This window comes from Viridibacillus soli (assembly GCF_016612995.1).
Classification (GTDB): domain Bacteria; phylum Bacillota; class Bacilli; order Bacillales_A; family Planococcaceae; genus Viridibacillus; species Viridibacillus soli.
Map to the genome: position 1 here is coordinate 72,052 of NZ_JAEOAH010000017.1, position 16,869 is coordinate 88,920.

Sequence of the window (16,869 nt, forward strand, 5' to 3'; positions counted from 1 at the left end):
CTCATAATATCAAAAACAGGCGGTGTTGACCACTGCTCGTCATTAATCTTTCAATAATTTATTAACTACGTCCCGAACTTCGTAAATGTCGAATGGTTTTGTAAAATAATGTTTCGCGCCAAGCGACTCAGCTTCTTTGATCAAATCAAGTTCACCGTACGCAGTCATCATAAGAACAGGCAGTTCAGGCAATTGCTTATGAATGCGTTTTAATATCTCAATCCCATCCATTCCAGGGATTTTCATATCTAGCAAAACGCAATCCATTACTATTTTCTCTGTATACTCCAATGCTTCCAGGCCATTAGCAGCTAAATATGTTTCATAGCCTTCCTTCTTGAACACTTCATTGAGCAGCAAGCGAATCCCCTGTTGGTCGTCGACAATAAGTATTTTTTTCAACTTTACCATACTCCCTTATTTTATTCCCCCATACTAATTATTCGCCAATATACATCATTTTCCCTTTTAAATCCATAATAATTGTTCATTTTGCATTTAAAATGAACAATTATTATACTTATAGGCATGAGGTGAATGTCATGTTAAAAATATTATCGACACAGCTTGGCGGTCTATTACAACGAATTTCTACTAGCCAAGAGGAAGAAATAGAAGAAACGGCTCGATTGTTAGCACAGGCGGGTATTGCGGAAGGTACTGTTTATTTTGCTTGCTTTGAAGAGATGCAGGCGTTAGAAATCAACGCTTTGCACGGTGCTGAACCTTTTGCCAAATTAAAGCCTTGGACAAAAGATACTAAGTTAATTTCGACAGATCGTGTTTGTATTTTCACTCGTCATGCAGACAATGCTAAGGCGTTATCTTTGGCCCACTCTTTATATGATGCATTTATTCCATTTGCTGTTGTTGCAAGTGAAAAGTTTGCGGATTGTGGTGAAATGGGGGATTTAGCTTATACATATATCTCTTTAGGCATCGAAAAAGGTTTATTGCCGAATAATTTCGGTGAACGAATTGTATTGCCATATAGTTTTGCCTCTTTGTATGTATATGAAGCCATAAAAATGGCCTATGACGAAATGCTATCAGATGACCAGCTATAATGCCAATACTTTTTATCAGGTCCACTCTTGAACGATTTGAGAGTGGTCTTTTTGTTACTTTTTAGGGGATTGTGTTGGTGTTTGTTGCTTATCTCTGCTTGTTTGTTGCTCAACTCCTCTTGTTTGTTGCTTATCTCTGCTTGTTTGTTGCTCAACTCCTCTTGTTTGTTGCTTATCTCTGCCTGTTTGTTGCTCAACTCCACTTGTTTGTTGCTCAACTCCTCTTGTTTGTTGCTTATCTCCTCTTGTTTGTTGCTCAACTCTGCTTGTTTGTTGCTCAACTCTGCGTGTTTGTTGCTCAACTCTGCTTGATTGTTGCTCAACTCCGCTTGTTTGTTGCTCAACTCTGCGTGTTTGTTGCTCAACTCTGCTTGATTGTTGCTCAACTCCGCTTGTTTGTTGCTCAACTCTGCGTGTTTGTTGCTCAACTCTGCTTGATTGTTGCTCAACTCCGCTTGTTTGTTGCTCAACTCTGCTTGTTTGGTGCTCAACTCCTCTTGTTTGTTGCTTATCTCTGCTTGTTTGTTGCTCAACTCTTCTTGTTTGTTATTTATCAGAACATTCATATCTTAAAATAAAAAGAACCCTAGCCAACATGATCTTGGCTAGGGTTTTGAGCATTTATATTAGGTATCAAGCTTCGGACGCTAACGGCTCGAAGTCGTTGCCGTCTTCTCCGGCAAAAGCTATGCTTTTGTTTCGAAGACTCCAACGCTTGTCGGGCCTAAATGGGCCGATTCAGCATTTTATTATTTCACTGCTGCTGCAATAAATTCACGGAACAGTGGTTGCGGGCGATTCGGGCGTGAGATGAATTCTGGGTGGAATTGAGATGCCACGAAGAATTTGTTCTCTGGTAATTCAATAATTTCAACTAGACGGCCATCTGGACTTGTACCAGAGAAGACGAATCCTGCTGCTTCGAATGCTTCACGGTATTCGTTGTTGAACTCGTAGCGATGACGGTGACGTTCGTAAACGATTTCTTCGTGATATGCATCCATTGCTTTTGATCCAGCTGTTAATTTACATGGATATAAACCAAGACGTAGTGTACCACCTAAGTCTTCCACGTCTTTTTGTTCTGGTAATAAGTCGATAATTGCGTATTTTGTGTCTGCATCAAGTTCTGCTGAGTGCGCGCCTTCTAAGTTTAGAACGTTACGTGCAAATTCAACAGTAGCTAATTGCATACCTAGGCAAATACCTAAGAATGGTACGTCATTTTCACGTGCATATTGTGTAGCGATGATTTTACCTTCAACACCACGGTCACCAAAGCCACCTGGTACTAAAATTCCGTCTGCAGTTTGTAATAATTCTGCAACGTTTTCAGCTGTTACATCTTCGGAATTGATCCAGTCAATTTCGATATCCGCATCAACTGGGTAACCAGCGTGTTTTAATGCTTCAACTACTGATAAATAAGCATCTTGCAATTCAACGTATTTACCAACAAGTGCAATTTTAACTGTTTTTGATAAGTTTAAAACGCGATCTACTAATGCAGTCCATTCTACCATGTCTGCTTGTGGTGCAGTGATACCGAAGTGTTCTAGAACGATATCATCCATACCTTGTGCTTGTAAGTTTAATGGTACTTCGTATAAATGTTTTGCATCTAGACATTCGATTACGTCACGTGCTTTTACATCACAGAATAACGCTAACTTGTCTTTCATTTCTTGCGGTACTTCTTGTTCTGTACGTACAACAAGAAGGTTCGGCTGAATACCAAGTGAACGTAATTCTTTTACCGAGTGTTGCGTTGGTTTTGTTTTTAATTCACCAGCTGCTTTGATGTAAGGAATTAAAGTACAGTGGATGTACATTACATTTTCTCCACCAAGGTCTGATTTCATTTGACGAATTGCTTCTAGGAATGGTAGTGATTCGATATCTCCTACTGTTCCACCTACTTCTGTAATAACAACATCCGCGCTTGTTTCACGACCTGCACGTTGGATACGTTCTTTAATTTCGTTTGTGATATGTGGAATAACTTGTACAGTCCCACCGTTGTAATCACCGCGACGTTCTTTTTTCAAGACAGATGCGTAAACGCGGCCAGAAGTTACCGTACTGTGTTTACCTAAGTTAATGTCGATGAAACGCTCGTAGTGACCTAAGTCTAAATCTGCCTCTGCACCATCATCTGTTACGAAAACTTCCCCGTGTTGGTACGGACTCATTGTACCTGGGTCAATGTTAATGTATGGGTCGAATTTTTGGATTGTTACTTCTAATCCACGGTTTTTTAGTAAACGCCCAAGTGATGCTGCTGTAATCCCTTTACCAAGTGATGATACAACGCCGCCTGTTACGAAAATATATTTGGTCAAAGCCAATTCCTCCTTTAAATTAAACACTCTAGAAAAAATAAAAAACGCTCCTCCCGCAAGTAATTGCAGGGGGAGCGTATAAATTATACGGTCATTCTCCTTTTAAGGAGCCCAAGTAAAAGATTATATGGAACTCGAGAAGATGTCAAGAAATTATTCTTCTTCCTCTTCTTCTTCTTCCTCTTCTTCATCAACGATTTCGAATTCATCTTCTTCTTCAAGTAAGTCCTCATCGATGTCTTCATCAATATCATCGATAGTGACATCTTCGAATTCTTCCTCTTCTTCCGCATTTGGGTCTTCTACGAATTCATCGAAGTTTTCCTCGAATTCTAGGTCTTCATCTTCTTCGCTATCATCTTCACCCGCAACAGCAGCTTTTGTTTTTTTCTTACGTACTTTTACTGTTGGTGCTGTTTCTTCTTCAATTTGTTCGATTGCGTACCACTCACGAAGTCCCCAGCGGTTTTCTCCAAGTACGATAAAACGCCCTTCGATGTTAAGATCTGTGTAGAACTGTAATAAACGTTCTTTCATTTCTGCATCAGTGCAGCCATTTATAGCTTGGATCTCACTCATTAATTCTGGGAAAGATAGAGGTTGTTTTTTTGAAACTAAAATAGCGTATGCTAAATCGATAAACGATTCTTCTGTCAGTTGTTCTTTTGTCATTTCACGAAAGTTCAAATCGTGCACGTCCCTTCTTAATACATAAACATAATATCCATTATATACAATCTTTCTTTGATTACGCCACAATCAATTATTCTTTTTTTGATTTCTTAATTGTCGATAGCCGTAAACAAACAGATATATGGAAAAAATAAGGATAGGGATGGCCCCTAATTGCTTGTCATACAAAAAGAAAATAAGCACCAGGCAGATTAAGATAAATAGACAATGTAGTAGACTTTTCATATAAACAAGAGCTCCTTAAAATTTGGTTTACTCCTCATTATACAAAAAATAAAAATGAAGGGGCTAATGAAATGATTAGTTCCTTCATTTTTTTATTTTTAGATGAGTTTTTTACTTATGATTGTGGCTCGTTTTTGTGATTGGGTGTATGGCTTCGATGACTCGAGCTCTCTTCTATGACTCAGAACCATTCTTTTATCACTCAGGGCTGCGCTTCTATGACTCGCATCTTAACTTCGATGACTCGAGCTCTCTTCTATGACTCAGAACCATTCTTTTATCACTCAGGGCTGCTCTTCTATGACTCACGCCTTAACTTCGATGACTCGAGTTCTCTTCTATGACTCGGAACTATTCTTTTATCACTCAGGGCTGCTCTTCTATGACTCACGCCTTAACTTCGATGACTCGAGTTCTCTTCTATGACTCAGAACCATTCTTTTATCACTCAGGGCTGCGCTTTAGTCACTTGGATATGCTTTAAGTATTTTCTCGGCACATCCAGCTTTGGACGCCAGCCCCTTGGGTCACTTCGGTCTCTCGGCACAAGACAAAAAGCGTCTTGTGTTCAAGCCCTCCAGTGCCTGTCGGAGCTAAATGGGCGTCCGCAGCATTTATTCACATCCAGCTTCGAACGCCAGCCCCTCGGGTCACTTCGGTCTTTCGGCACAAGAGATGAATGAGCGCCTTCAGCATTTAATTACATATTCCGTCTGTATTGTCCGCCTACTTCGTATAGGGCGTTGGTGATTTGGCCTAAGCTTGCGAATTTTACTGTTTCCATTAATTCTGCGAAGATGTTGCCTCCGGTTACTGCTTCTTCTTTTAGACGTTTAAGAGCAGCGGCGGTTTGATCTGCGTGTTTCGTTTGGAATTTTTGCAAATTTTTAATTTGTGTTTCTTTTTCATCTTGTGAAGCACGCGCAATTTCCATGCTGTCTATGGCTTCTGCTGATGGTGGGTTCGGGTTCAAGTATGTGTTGACGCCAATGATTGGTAGCTCGCCTGAGTGCTTCAGCATTTCATAGAACATTGACTCTTCCTGAATTTTGCCACGTTGGTATTGAGTTTCCATTGCTCCAAGGACACCACCTCGGTCATTAATGCGGTCGAACTCCTCCAAGACAGCATTTTCTACAAGGTCTGTTAGTTCTTCAATTATGAATGCTCCTTGCAGTGGGTTTTCGTTTTTCGTAAGGCCATGTTCTTTTGTAATAATCATCTGGATTGCCATCGCACGACGTACGGATTCTTCTGTCGGCGTTGTGATGGCTTCATCATAAGCGTTCGTGTGCAATGAATTACAGTTATCCTGCAGTGCCATTAATGCTTGTAGCGTTGTGCGGATATCATTGAAGTCGATTTCTTGCGCGTGTAAGCTTCGACCTGATGTCTGAACATGGTATTTCAGTTTTTGACTACGGTCGTTTGCACCGTACTTATCACGCATAACAATCGACCAAATGCGACGGGCCACGCGTCCGATTACAGTGTATTCTGGGTCTAATCCATTTGAGAAGAAGAACGATAAATTAGGTGCAAAATCATCGATATTCATGCCACGGCTTAAGTAGTATTCCACATAAGTGAAGCCGTTCGCTAATGTAAATGCTAGCTGTGAAATCGGGTTCGCTCCCGCTTCTGCAATATGATAGCCAGAAATAGATACAGAGTAATAATTACGTACTTTTTGATCGATGAAATATTGTTGGATATCACCCATCATACGTAATGCGAATTCTGTAGAGAAAATACAAGTGTTTTGCCCTTGATCTTCTTTTAAAATATCTGCCTGCACTGTACCGCGCACAACTTGAAGTGTCTTTTCACGAACGTCGGTGAATTCCTCAACTGTTAAACAGCGCCCTAATTTATCTTCTTGTATTTTCACTTGCTGATCTACTGCAGTGTTCATAAACATCGCTAAAATAATTGGTGCCGGCCCGTTAATTGTCATCGAAACAGATGTTGATGGTGCACATAAATCAAAGCCATCATAGAGTTTTTTCATATCTTCTAAAGTACAAATATTAACGCCAGATTCACCTACTTTACCGTAGATATCTGGGCGGTAGTCTGGATCCTCACCGTACAATGTTACAGAGTCAAATGCTGTAGATAAGCGTTTAGCATCATCATCTTTTGATAAGTAATGGAAGCGGCGGTTTGTACGCTCGGGTGTTCCTTCCCCTGCGAATTGACGTTTCGGGTCTTCACCTTCACGTTTGAACGGGAATACACCGGCTGTATACGGGAATGAACCTGGCACATTTTCTTTATAAACCCAGCGTAATATTTCCCCGTAGTCCACGAATTTAGGTAGCACAACTTTTGGGATTTTTAAGCCCGTTAAACTTTTTGTTGTTAAGATTGTGCGGATTTCTTTGTCACGCACTTTTGTGACAAATTCGTCCCCTGCATATGCTTCCTTCAATGTTTTCCAGTTTGCTAAAATTTGCTGTGATTCTGCAGTTAATTGATTTTTTATATCCACTGCCAATGAAGTAAGAGATTCAATTAACGCATCATTCGGTGCTTTTTCCTGAACAGTTGTAATCGTCCCCTCTAGTTGGAATAGCTTACGGGCAAATTCGACTTGCTGTTCAGACTTTTTATGATAATTACGTATAGCATCTGTAATTTCACGTAAATAATAGCGACGATCATTCGGAATAATGACATCTTGCTTTTGTGTTTTCACAAAATGCTCGTAAGACGTTTCCCAATCAAGATTGCATTTTTCATTGATAACCTGTACTAGTTCAGCGAATAAAGAATTCGTTCCTTTATCGTTAAACTGGCTAGCAATTGTACCAAATATGGGCATTTGATCGAGATCTTTCGTCCAAAGTTCATGACTACGTTGGTATTGCTTCTGCACTTGGCGAAGCGCATCTTCGGAGCCTTTTCGTTCGAATTTATTGATGACAATAAGATCTGCAAAGTCAATCATATCAATTTTCTCAAGCTGCGTTGGTGCACCAAATTCACTTGTCATGACGTACATTGATAAATCAGAAACTGTGGTAATTGCCGCATCACCTTGACCGATACCACTCGTTTCAATGACGATTAAATCATATCCTGCTACTTTTACAACGTCTAGAACATCTGCGATTGCATCTGATAGTTCGGAGTGTGAACCACGTGTTGCAAGACTACGCATGTAAACGCGGTTGTTGAATATAGCATTCATGCGAATACGGTCTCCAAGTAGCGCTCCACCTGTTTTTTGCTTTGTTGGATCGATTGAAAGAATTGCAACCTTTTTTTCTGGAAACTCTTGTAAGAAACGGCGAATCAATTCATCTGTTAATGAACTTTTCCCTGCTCCACCTGTTCCTGTAATTCCGAGCACAGGTGTGTTTTTTGATAAACTACGGGCTTTTTCTAGAAAGTCTGTTATCTCACCTTCTTGTGCTTCTTCAGCTGCTGTGATGAGTTGTGCTAGTACTTCCGGTTGCTCCGTTGATAATGTATCTAACTTGCTAATTAGATTCTCTTTAATCGTCGTGAAGTCGCTTTTTTCAATCATTTTGTTGATCATGCCTTGTAAGCCAAGTTCACGACCATCTTCAGGCGAGAATAAACCTTTAATGCCGTATTCATGTAACTCCTTAATTTCACGAGGTAAAATAACGCCACCTCCACCACCGAAAATGCCGATATGCGGAGCGCCTTTTTCCCTAAATAAATCTTGCATGTATTTAAAGTATTCAACATGACCACCTTGATAAGAAGAAATCGCTACCCCTTGCGCATCTTCTTGGATGGCTGCATTAACTACCTCTTCAACAGAGCGGTTATGCCCAAGGTGAATAACCTCGACACCACTCGATTGCAAAATACGACGCATAATATTAACAGATGCATCATGACCGTCAAAGAGACTAGATGCCGTGACAAATCGTACGTGATTTTTCGGACGGTACACTGTTGCTTGGACCATATATAAATTCCCCCTTGTCATGAACGAAATACTAGTTGAACGTTTCTCCCACCATTTTCCCCAAAATGTTTGGATAAAAAATGTGCAAGGTACTAGAAACTGAAACTATATAAAGAGTTCGAGTCTTCTTACCTTGCACAAAGCGTAAAATCATTTCTTCAAAATACCATTTAAAAAAATAGACGTTTGCATGTCAATATAATCATCAATTGTGTAATTTCTTCGGAAAGCCCATCGTCTAAAAGCCCAAGTTTGGCCTTGCACGACGATATTGTTTGAGATTAGGTTGATTTCTTTTTCCGATAGCGTCAATTCCCCCGACTGTACGCAACCAGCTAATAGATTTTCAAATAACCTGACCATCTCAAACTCTTTTGTTAATACGTAACGTAGTGCATCCTTCTTTAAAGATTTGGACTCTTGATACATGACGAGAATTTCATCCGACATGGAGTCGATAAGCAAGTAATATTGACGTATGGATGCCCTTAATCCTTCTATTGTTCCAGCTTCAGTTGGTAAATTCGCTAATCTTGAGCTTACTTCACGATAAATATTGTCGCAGACTAGATACAGCACGTCTTCCTTCGTACGAATATATTCATATAGCGTTCCTATACTAAAGCCAGCTTCCTTGGCAATTTCTCTCGTCGTCGTACGGTGAAAGCCTTTTTGTTTAAAAAGTTTGACCGCACCTTGAATCATCTCAGTACGGCGCTTCTCAATAAGATTTTCATCTTTGACAGACGATTCTACTTGCCTCTTACTTTGGTTTTTTGACATATATTTATTTCGTTAACATACGAGAGATAACAAGACGCTGAATCTCTTGTGTTCCTTCGTAAATCTGCGTAATTTTCGCATCACGCATATAACGTTCAACTGGATAGTCCTTTGTATAACCGTAGCCACCGAACACTTGCACAGCTTCAGTTGATACTTTCATCGCTGTATCTCCAGCCATTAATTTTGCCATTGCTGATGCTTTACCATAAGGAAGGTTGTTCGATTCTAACCACGCCGCTTGATACGTTAATAAACGTGAAGCTTCAATTGATGTAGCCATATCTGCCAGTTTGAAAGATACCCCTTGATTTGCTGTAATAGGTTTGCCGAATTGAACACGCTCTTTTGCATACTCAACCGATGCATCTAATGCACCTTGTGCAATACCCACCGCTTGAGCAGCTATACCATTACGACCGCCATCTAATGTTTTCATCGCAATTTTAAAACCATCGCCTTCCGCACCTAATAAGTTTTCTTTTGGTACGCGGCAGTTATCGAAAATAATTTCAGTTGTTGGTGACGAGCGAATGCCTAGTTTCTTTTCCTTTTTACCTACCGAGAAACCTTCAAAATCAGATTCTATGATAAATGCGCTTGTGCCTTGCTTAGATGTCGGATCTGTTACAGCAAATACGACATAAATTTCAGCAATGCCACCGTTTGTAATAAAAATTTTAGAGCCGTTTAAGATATAATCGTCGCCATCTAATTTAGCTGTTGTTTTCATGCCACCAGCGTCTGATCCCGAACTCGGTTCAGTTAAGCCGTAGCCACCAATTTTGGTACCTTCAGCCATTGGGCGTAAGTATTTTTGTTTTTGTTCTTCATTCCCGTATTTATAAATTGGCCAGCCTGCTAAAGATGTATGTGCAGAAAGTGTTACACCTGTTGAAGCACATACACGCGATAACTCTTCAACTGCAATACAATATGCCAAGTAATCGGAGCCAATACCGCCGTATTCCTCTGGCCATGGGATACCTGTTAAGCCTAACTCTGCCATTTTATCGAAGATTGCACGGTCGAAAGTCTCTGTTTCATCGCGTTCTGCTGCAGTAGGTGCTACTTCATTTTCTGCGAAGTCACGTACCATTTTACGAATCATTTCATGCTCTTCTGATAATTGAAAGTTCATCTCTGTCTCCACCTTTGTTTTGTTAATTTTTTAGAAACCCTACTTGATTAAATGCTTGCTAATGACGAGTCGCTGAATTTCGCTTGTGCCTTCGTAAATTTCCGTTACTTTGGCGTCGCGGAAAAACCGCTCAACCGGATAATCCATTGTATAGCCATAGCCTCCAAATACTTGGATTGCTTCTATTGAGACTTCTACAGCTGTTTTGGTAGCAAATAGTTTCGCCATAGATGCTTCTTTGCCACAAGTTAATCCTTTAGCACGTAAATCTGCAGCACGGTATACGAGTAGCTTCGCTGCTTCGACAGCTGTTGTCATATCAGCTAGTTTAAATCCGACGCCTTGATTTGCGGCAATCGGCTTCCCGAATTGGGTACGTTGCTGTGCATAGGCAATTGATTCTTCCAAAGCGGCTTCGGCAATGCCAAGTGCTTGTGCAGCTATACCGATACGACCGACATCTAAGTTCGCCATTGCAATTTTGAAGCCTTCTCCTTCTTGGTCGAGCAAGTTCTCTGCAGGGACAATTAGATTGTCGAATGTTAGTTGAACAGTGCGTGAGCCATGTAAACCCATTTTCTGTTCATCTTTTCCGATAATTAGCCCTTCAGTTCCTTTTTCGACAATAAAGGCTGAAATCCCTCTCGAACCTTGTGTTAAATCTGTTGAGGCAAAGACGATATAGACTTCTGCTTCGCCACCATTGGTAATAAATACTTTTGAACCATTGATAATGTAGTTGTCGCCATCTTTCACAGCTTTAGATTTTAACGAACCCGCGTCAGACCCTGCAGAGGGCTCTGTTAAACAAAAAGCACCTAGGTACTCACCTGTTGCAAGCTTAGGTACATACTTTTGTTTTTGCTCTTCATTGCCGTAATAGAGAATTAGATTTGTGACAACAGATGTATGAACAGATAAGATAACACCAATTGTCGCGCTCACTTTCGATAATTCGTTAATGGCGATAATGTAAGATGTAAAATCCATATTGGCTCCACCATACTGTTCAGGTGTTGTAATGCCCATTAGTCCTAGCTCTCCCATTTTCGCTAGTATGTCGCGTGGAAAATCCCCATTTTCCATGCTTTCAACTTTTGGAGCAATTTCTGTTTGCGCAAACTCTCTTACCATATTGCGCGTCATAAGTTGTTCTTCCGTGAACTTTAATTCCATAGTGGAACACCCCTTTTAAGATTCGTAGATGTAGAAGCCGCGTCCTGTTTTCTTCCCTAACCAGCCTGCTTTAACGTATTTACGTAGCAGTGGGCATGGACGGTATTTGCTGTCGCCAAAGCCTTCGTGTAATGTTTCCATAATGTAGAGGCAAGTGTCTAAGCCGATAAAATCTGCTAATGTTAGTGGTCCCATGGGATGATTCATGCCAAGTTTCATAACATCGTCAATGGCTTCCTTGTTCGCAACACCTTCGTATAGTGTATAGATGGCTTCGTTAATCATCGGCATTAATATGCGGTTTGCAACGAACCCTGGGAAATCATTTACTTCGACTGGTACTTTTTCAAGTTTTTTCGTCATATCTTCAATTGCTTGATAGACATCATCTGAAGTAGCTAAACCACGAATGATTTCAACCAGCTTCATCACTGGTACTGGATTCATAAAGTGCATGCCGATTACTTGTTCTGGACGATTTGTCACAGCCGCTAGCTCTGTAATTGGTAATGATGATGTATTAGAAGCTAAAATGGCATGCGCCGGTGCAATGGCATCTAGCTGTTTGAAAATAGCTTGCTTTACTGACATATTTTCTACGGCTGCTTCGATGACTAAATCGACATCATTTGCATCATTGATATCGAGTGATTTTGTTAGACGGCCAAGAACGGCTTCTTTTTCACTCTCTGTCATACGACCTTTTTCAACATTGCGTGAGAGATTTTTTGTAATAGTACCTAAACCTCTTGCGAAAAACTCTTCCTTCATATCGTTTAGTTTGACGTCAAATCCTGCTTGCGCACACACTTGCGCGATACCAGAGCCCATTTGACCTGCTCCAATTACCATTATTTTCTGAATACTCATCACTCGAATCCCCCCGTTTTTGGTACTTCAATCATGATGGCATCTCCTTGACCTCCGCCAGAACAAATAGCTGCAATACCAATACCTCCGCCGCGACGCTTTAACTCATAAGCGAGTGTCAAAATAATGCGTGCACCAGATGCTCCGATTGGATGCCCTAATGCGACTGCTCCACCGTTGACATTAACTTTTTCTGCATCTAGCTCTGCAATTTGATTGCTTGCTAACGCAACGGCTGCAAATGCTTCATTAATTTCGAATAAATCAATATCTTGTAACGTTTTCCCTGTCTTTTCTAAAATTTTGTTGATGACTAAGCCTGGTGTTTGCGGGAAATGTTGTGGCAGAACACCGATTTCTGCATGCCCTAAAATATAGGCAAGCGGTGCGTGACCTGCTGCTTTAGCACGTTCTTCATTCATAAGAACAACTGCACAAGCACCATCATTAATACCCGGTGCATTCCCCGCTGTAATCGTACCTTCAGTCGTAAATGCTGCTCTAAGATTTGCTAAAGATTGTAGTGACGTATCTCTTCTTGGTGCTTCATCCGTATCGATTTCAGCTGGATCACCTTTACGTTGTGCAATACTTACTGAAACAATTTCCTCTGCAAATTTGCCCGCGTCCATCGCAGCTAATGCTCGCTTATGACTGCGATATGCCCATTCATCTTGCGATTCTCTTGTTAATGAAAAGTCTTTTGCCGTGGAATCTCCATATGTGCCCATATGTACATGCTCTGAATCGAAAGAACAAGATAAACCGTCATAAACCATACCGTCTACCATTACCGCATCTCCCATGCGCAAGCCAAATCGGCCTTTTGGTAAATAGTAAGGAGCATTAGACATAGACTCCATGCCACCAGCTACAATCACTTCCTCGTCCCCTAAACGAATAAGTTGATCTGCTAATGTCACACTGCGCAATCCAGAAGCACAAACTTTGTTAATCGTTTCTGTTTTCACTGACAACGGGATTCCTGCTTTTACCGCTGCTTGTCGAGAAGGAATTTGCCCTTGCCCTGCTTGTAATACAGTTCCCATAATTACTTCATCCACTTGATCTGGCAGGACATTAGATCTTTGTAAGGCAGCTTGAATCGCTACGCCACCTAAATCACTAGCCGTTAAGGAGCTTAGTGCTCCTCCAAATTTCCCAAATGCTGTTCGCGCGCCATTTAAAATCACTGTTTTTGTCAAATCAGACACCCCTTGTCTTCATTATGCATACGCTTACATTGTTATTTAAAAATAAACGAGTGTTCTTTTAAAACTTTACGACTGAACGCTCGCTCAACAGAATTTTAGAAAAATAGAGAGTGTCTAGCACTCTCTATTTTTCTTAGTAATATTGTACATAAATTGCCATTTTATTTCAATTACTTATTGGATAATCGGCTCTTCAATTACTTCCTCAACAGGTGGTTTATATTCGCCACATACTGATTTCTCTAGTAATTCAGCAATATCATATGTGCCTACTTGCTCTTCAACTTCTTTTGCTTTCGTACCATCTGAAAGCATTGTTAAGCAGTATGGACAGCCTGATGAAATCATTGTTGGACTCACTGCAAGTGCTTGCTCAGTTCTCGCAACGTTAACGCGGTTACCTACATGCTCTTCCATCCACATTAAGCCTCCACCAGCGCCACAGCACATACCTGTTTCACGATTACGTTCCATTTCAACTAACTTCACGCCAGGAATTGCTTTTAAAATTTCACGTGGAGGATCATAAACATCATTGTAACGACCTAGGTAACATGAATCATGGAATGTAATCGTTTCTTCAATTGCATATTGTGGTTTAAGACGACCTTGTTGTACTAAATCGTAAAGCAATTCTGTATGATGATATACTTCACCACTCCAACCAAAGTCGCTGTACTCATTTTTAAAAATATTATAAGCATGCGGATCAATTGTTACTAATTTTGTGACGCCTGTTTTCTCGAACTCACTAATATTAGCTGTTGCTAATTCTTGGAATAAGAATTCATTACCAAGGCGACGTGGTGTATCTCCTGAGTTCTTTTCTTTATTACCTAAAATCGCAAATTTAACGCCTGCTTCGTTCATTAACTTTGCAAAAGATAATGCAATTTTTTGTGAGCGGTTATCAAATGAGCCCATTGAGCCAACCCAGAATAGGTACTCGAACTCTTCGCCTGCTTTTGACACTTCTTTCACCGTTGGAATGTGAACATCCGAGCGAGCATCGCGCCAGTTTTCTTTTTCTTTACGGTTAATTCCCCATGGATTTCCTTGGCGTTCAATGTTAGTCATTGCTCGTTGTGCATCCGGGTTAACGCGTCCTTCTGTCATTGTTAAATAACGGCGCAGGTCAATTATTTTATCGACATGCTCATTCATTACTGGACATTGGTCTTCACAGTTACGGCAAGTCGTACATGCCCAAATTTCTTCCTCTGTGATGACGTCTCCGATTAATGACGGACTGTAGATATCTTCAAGTACTGCACCTTCAGCTCCAGCCGCCATTGCTAGCTGATTGCCTTGTGTTTTTTTGAACATTAATGATGGTACCCACGGTTGTTGACGTGTTGCAACCGCTCCTGTAAATGTTAAGTGATCACGTAATTTTGTTATTAAATCCATTGGTGACAGCATTTTTCCTGTACCACTTGCTGGACACATATTGGTACAACGGCCACATTCTACACAAGCATACAAATCAATTAGTTGTAGCTGTGTGAAGTCGGTAATCTTCCCAACACCGAATGATGGCATTTCTTCCTCTCCATCTTCCCCTTCTTCCATATCTTCAAAGTTGATAGGCGTTAGCTTTCCAACTTGATTTAAACGGTTGAAGTAAACATTTACTGGACCTGCGATTAAATGCGCGTGTTTCGATTGTGGAACGTAAACTAAGAAAGTTAAAAGAATTAATAAATGAATCCACCACATGATGAAGAATATAACAATTGCTGCTGTTGGTGGCAAAAATCCAAAAACAGTGGCAATAGTAGATGCTATCGGCTCTGACCAAGTTGCTGCGTGATCATGCCAAATCATGCCCATACCGTTCCCGACGAGTACTGAAACCATTAGCCCACCGATAAAGATTAATACTAAACCTGATTTAAAGCCGCGTTTTAGGCGCACAAGTTTTTCAACATAACGGCGATAAAATGCCCATACGACTGCTACTAAAATTACTAATGACACAATTTCTTGAAAGAATGTGAAAAATGGATACAACGGCCCTAAAGGTAAGTGCGATCCCGGTTTCAAACCTTTCCAAATGAAATCAATTGCGCCTAGTTGAACTAATAGGAAGCCATAGAAGAACATAACGTGAATAGCGCCACTCTTTTTATCTTTTAATAGCTTCTTTTGACCAAATACATTCACCCAAATTTTGTGTAGTCGTGCCTTAACATCATTATCGAACTCAACTTGTTTCCCCATTTTGACGAATTCATAGCGCGTCTTTAACAAGTATCCGAATAAAAATAAACCATAAGCTACTACTACTACAAATAGTATCCAGTTTGCGATTAGCAATGGATTCATAACATTTCCCCCTCTATGATGCTCGTTATACGATTGCTACACCCCTACATTCCACTAAAATTACTAAAGTTTAGTAATTTATCATGTAAATGTATCTGTTTTTATCATTGTAAAATATGAATGAGCATTCAGTCAATGGTAATTGTTACTTCTTCCATTATATTTTTTGCAATAATTCCGTTTAATCTATTCGTTGTCTTGTAGTTCATACATGTTTCTCTAAGTTTACTAAAAATTCTAGCATAGTTCTCGCCGGAATTACATGTCAATTCAGAATTTTTTAAATATTTCCAGAGATTTACTGAGAATTACGGGTCAAATCCAATCATTTGAAATTTTCCTTAGAAAAAAAGAACTGCCCCCTTGCCGATTCACAGATCAACTTTAGGACAGTTCCGTTTTAATCAAAAATAATGCGTTCTAATAATGGGCCGAAATGTTGCTCTGCTGCTTGCATTTTCTCTTCAGAAATGCCGAGTAAAATAACTGTCGCTGGGCCGGCTGTTTTTTCGCAGTCTAGTGAGCTTGTAAAAGAAAAATCTCCGAGCAATCTTCTAACTTCAGAGAAAATTCCCTTTGATCCAACCGGCCATACACGTTCTACAATATTTGTATCAAGCGCATTTTTCACAAATAATAAATTCGCGATGTATTTTGGCTGCTCTAGTAATTCATTCCCTACTAATGGTTTACCAAATGTAAACCATTGTAGTGTTTTGGCTTCCGGCAGCGGGCGAACCGGAGCTCCAATCATTGTGACAGCAACACCAGATTGCAAAGTTGGCATATTCGTTTCTGAGCTGCCTTTGATTGGCGGCACCGGCAAACTTAGCTCATCAAAGAGCCAAGTGATGCCTTTCACATACCGCTCCCAGCTCGCTTCACTGCTGAAATTATGCATAATGATTGCTTCCGGTTCTGCTCCTGCTGCCCATTGCTCTAGTAAAGTCACACGGGCAGAATAATAACTTGTTACATCATCGGGCACTTGAACGATATCTTGTTCTTTTTCTCCAATTGCGCCGGAATTATCAGTTGTTACAATAAAACCATTCGATAATTGCATCGCATTTCTCATTTT

Annotated in this window: 13 protein-coding genes; 1 reads left to right on the plus strand and 12 read right to left on the minus strand. The window is 40.4% G+C overall.

Annotated features, from left to right (window positions below):
* Positions 1–42 precede the first annotated feature (42 nt).
* Positions 43–402, minus strand: a complete 360-nt coding sequence (locus JFL43_RS12500) for a response regulator (RefSeq protein WP_100798036.1) — start codon at positions 400–402, stop codon at positions 43–45.
* Between the two features lie 140 nt (positions 403–542).
* Between JFL43_RS12500 and JFL43_RS12505 the strand changes: the two genes are divergently transcribed.
* A complete protein-coding gene (locus JFL43_RS12505; protein WP_200749290.1) occupies positions 543–1,067 on the plus strand; it encodes a DUF2529 family protein in 525 nt (174 codons plus the stop codon).
* Here JFL43_RS12505 and JFL43_RS12510 read toward each other — a convergent pair.
* The 11 genes from JFL43_RS12510 to JFL43_RS12560 all read right to left on the minus strand — a co-directional run bounded on the left by JFL43_RS12510 (position 1,034) and on the right by JFL43_RS12560 (position 16,866).
* A complete protein-coding gene (locus JFL43_RS12510) occupies positions 1,034–1,600 on the minus strand; it encodes a hypothetical protein (RefSeq protein WP_200749291.1) in 567 nt (188 codons plus the stop codon). The two genes, JFL43_RS12505 and JFL43_RS12510, sit on opposite strands and share 34 nt — an antisense overlap.
* 216 nt (positions 1,601–1,816) lie before the next feature.
* Positions 1,817–3,409 (minus strand): CTP synthase, encoded by a 1,593-nt coding sequence (locus tag JFL43_RS12515; protein WP_200749292.1) that lies wholly within the window; start codon positions 3,407–3,409, stop codon positions 1,817–1,819.
* A 153-nt stretch (positions 3,410–3,562) separates the two neighbouring features.
* Positions 3,563–4,096, minus strand: a complete 534-nt coding sequence (gene rpoE / locus JFL43_RS12520; protein WP_200749293.1) for a DNA-directed RNA polymerase subunit delta — start codon at positions 4,094–4,096, stop codon at positions 3,563–3,565.
* A gap of 931 nt (positions 4,097–5,027) precedes the next feature.
* The gene (gene icmF, locus JFL43_RS12525) at positions 5,028–8,276 is read right to left on the minus strand and encodes a fused isobutyryl-CoA mutase/GTPase IcmF (protein WP_200749294.1); all 3,249 of its coding nucleotides are present in this window, start codon (positions 8,274–8,276) and stop codon (positions 5,028–5,030) included.
* A gap of 150 nt (positions 8,277–8,426) precedes the next feature.
* Entirely contained in the window at positions 8,427–9,059 is a 633-nt protein-coding gene (locus JFL43_RS12530) for a TetR/AcrR family transcriptional regulator (RefSeq protein ID WP_100794858.1), read from the minus strand.
* Positions 9,060–9,063: 4 nt separating this feature from the next.
* Positions 9,064–10,200, minus strand: coding sequence for an acyl-CoA dehydrogenase (locus JFL43_RS12535; RefSeq protein WP_100794859.1), 1,137 nt, complete (start codon positions 10,198–10,200; stop codon positions 9,064–9,066).
* Positions 10,201–10,239: 39 nt separating this feature from the next.
* Positions 10,240–11,376 carry an acyl-CoA dehydrogenase gene (locus tag JFL43_RS12540; protein ID WP_200749295.1) on the minus strand — a complete coding sequence of 379 codons (1,137 nt, stop codon included), beginning with the start codon at positions 11,374–11,376 and terminating at the stop codon, positions 10,240–10,242.
* Between the two features lie 15 nt (positions 11,377–11,391).
* Positions 11,392–12,246: a 3-hydroxybutyryl-CoA dehydrogenase gene (locus tag JFL43_RS12545; RefSeq protein WP_200749296.1), complete on the minus strand. Its 855-nt coding sequence runs from the start codon at positions 12,244–12,246 to the stop codon at positions 11,392–11,394.
* Positions 12,246–13,451: an acetyl-CoA C-acetyltransferase gene (locus JFL43_RS12550; RefSeq protein WP_100794862.1), complete on the minus strand. Its 1,206-nt coding sequence runs from the start codon at positions 13,449–13,451 to the stop codon at positions 12,246–12,248. Before JFL43_RS12550 ends, JFL43_RS12545 begins: the two co-directional genes overlap by 1 nt.
* Positions 13,452–13,634: 183 nt before the next feature.
* Positions 13,635–15,788 carry a (Fe-S)-binding protein gene (locus JFL43_RS12555; RefSeq protein WP_200749297.1) on the minus strand — a complete coding sequence of 718 codons (2,154 nt, stop codon included), beginning with the start codon at positions 15,786–15,788 and terminating at the stop codon, positions 13,635–13,637.
* Positions 15,789–16,188: 400 nt separating this feature from the next.
* Entirely contained in the window at positions 16,189–16,866 is a 678-nt protein-coding gene (locus JFL43_RS12560) for an alpha-ribazole-5-phosphate synthase (RefSeq protein WP_100794864.1), read from the minus strand.
* Between the last annotated feature and the right edge of the window lie 3 nt (positions 16,867–16,869).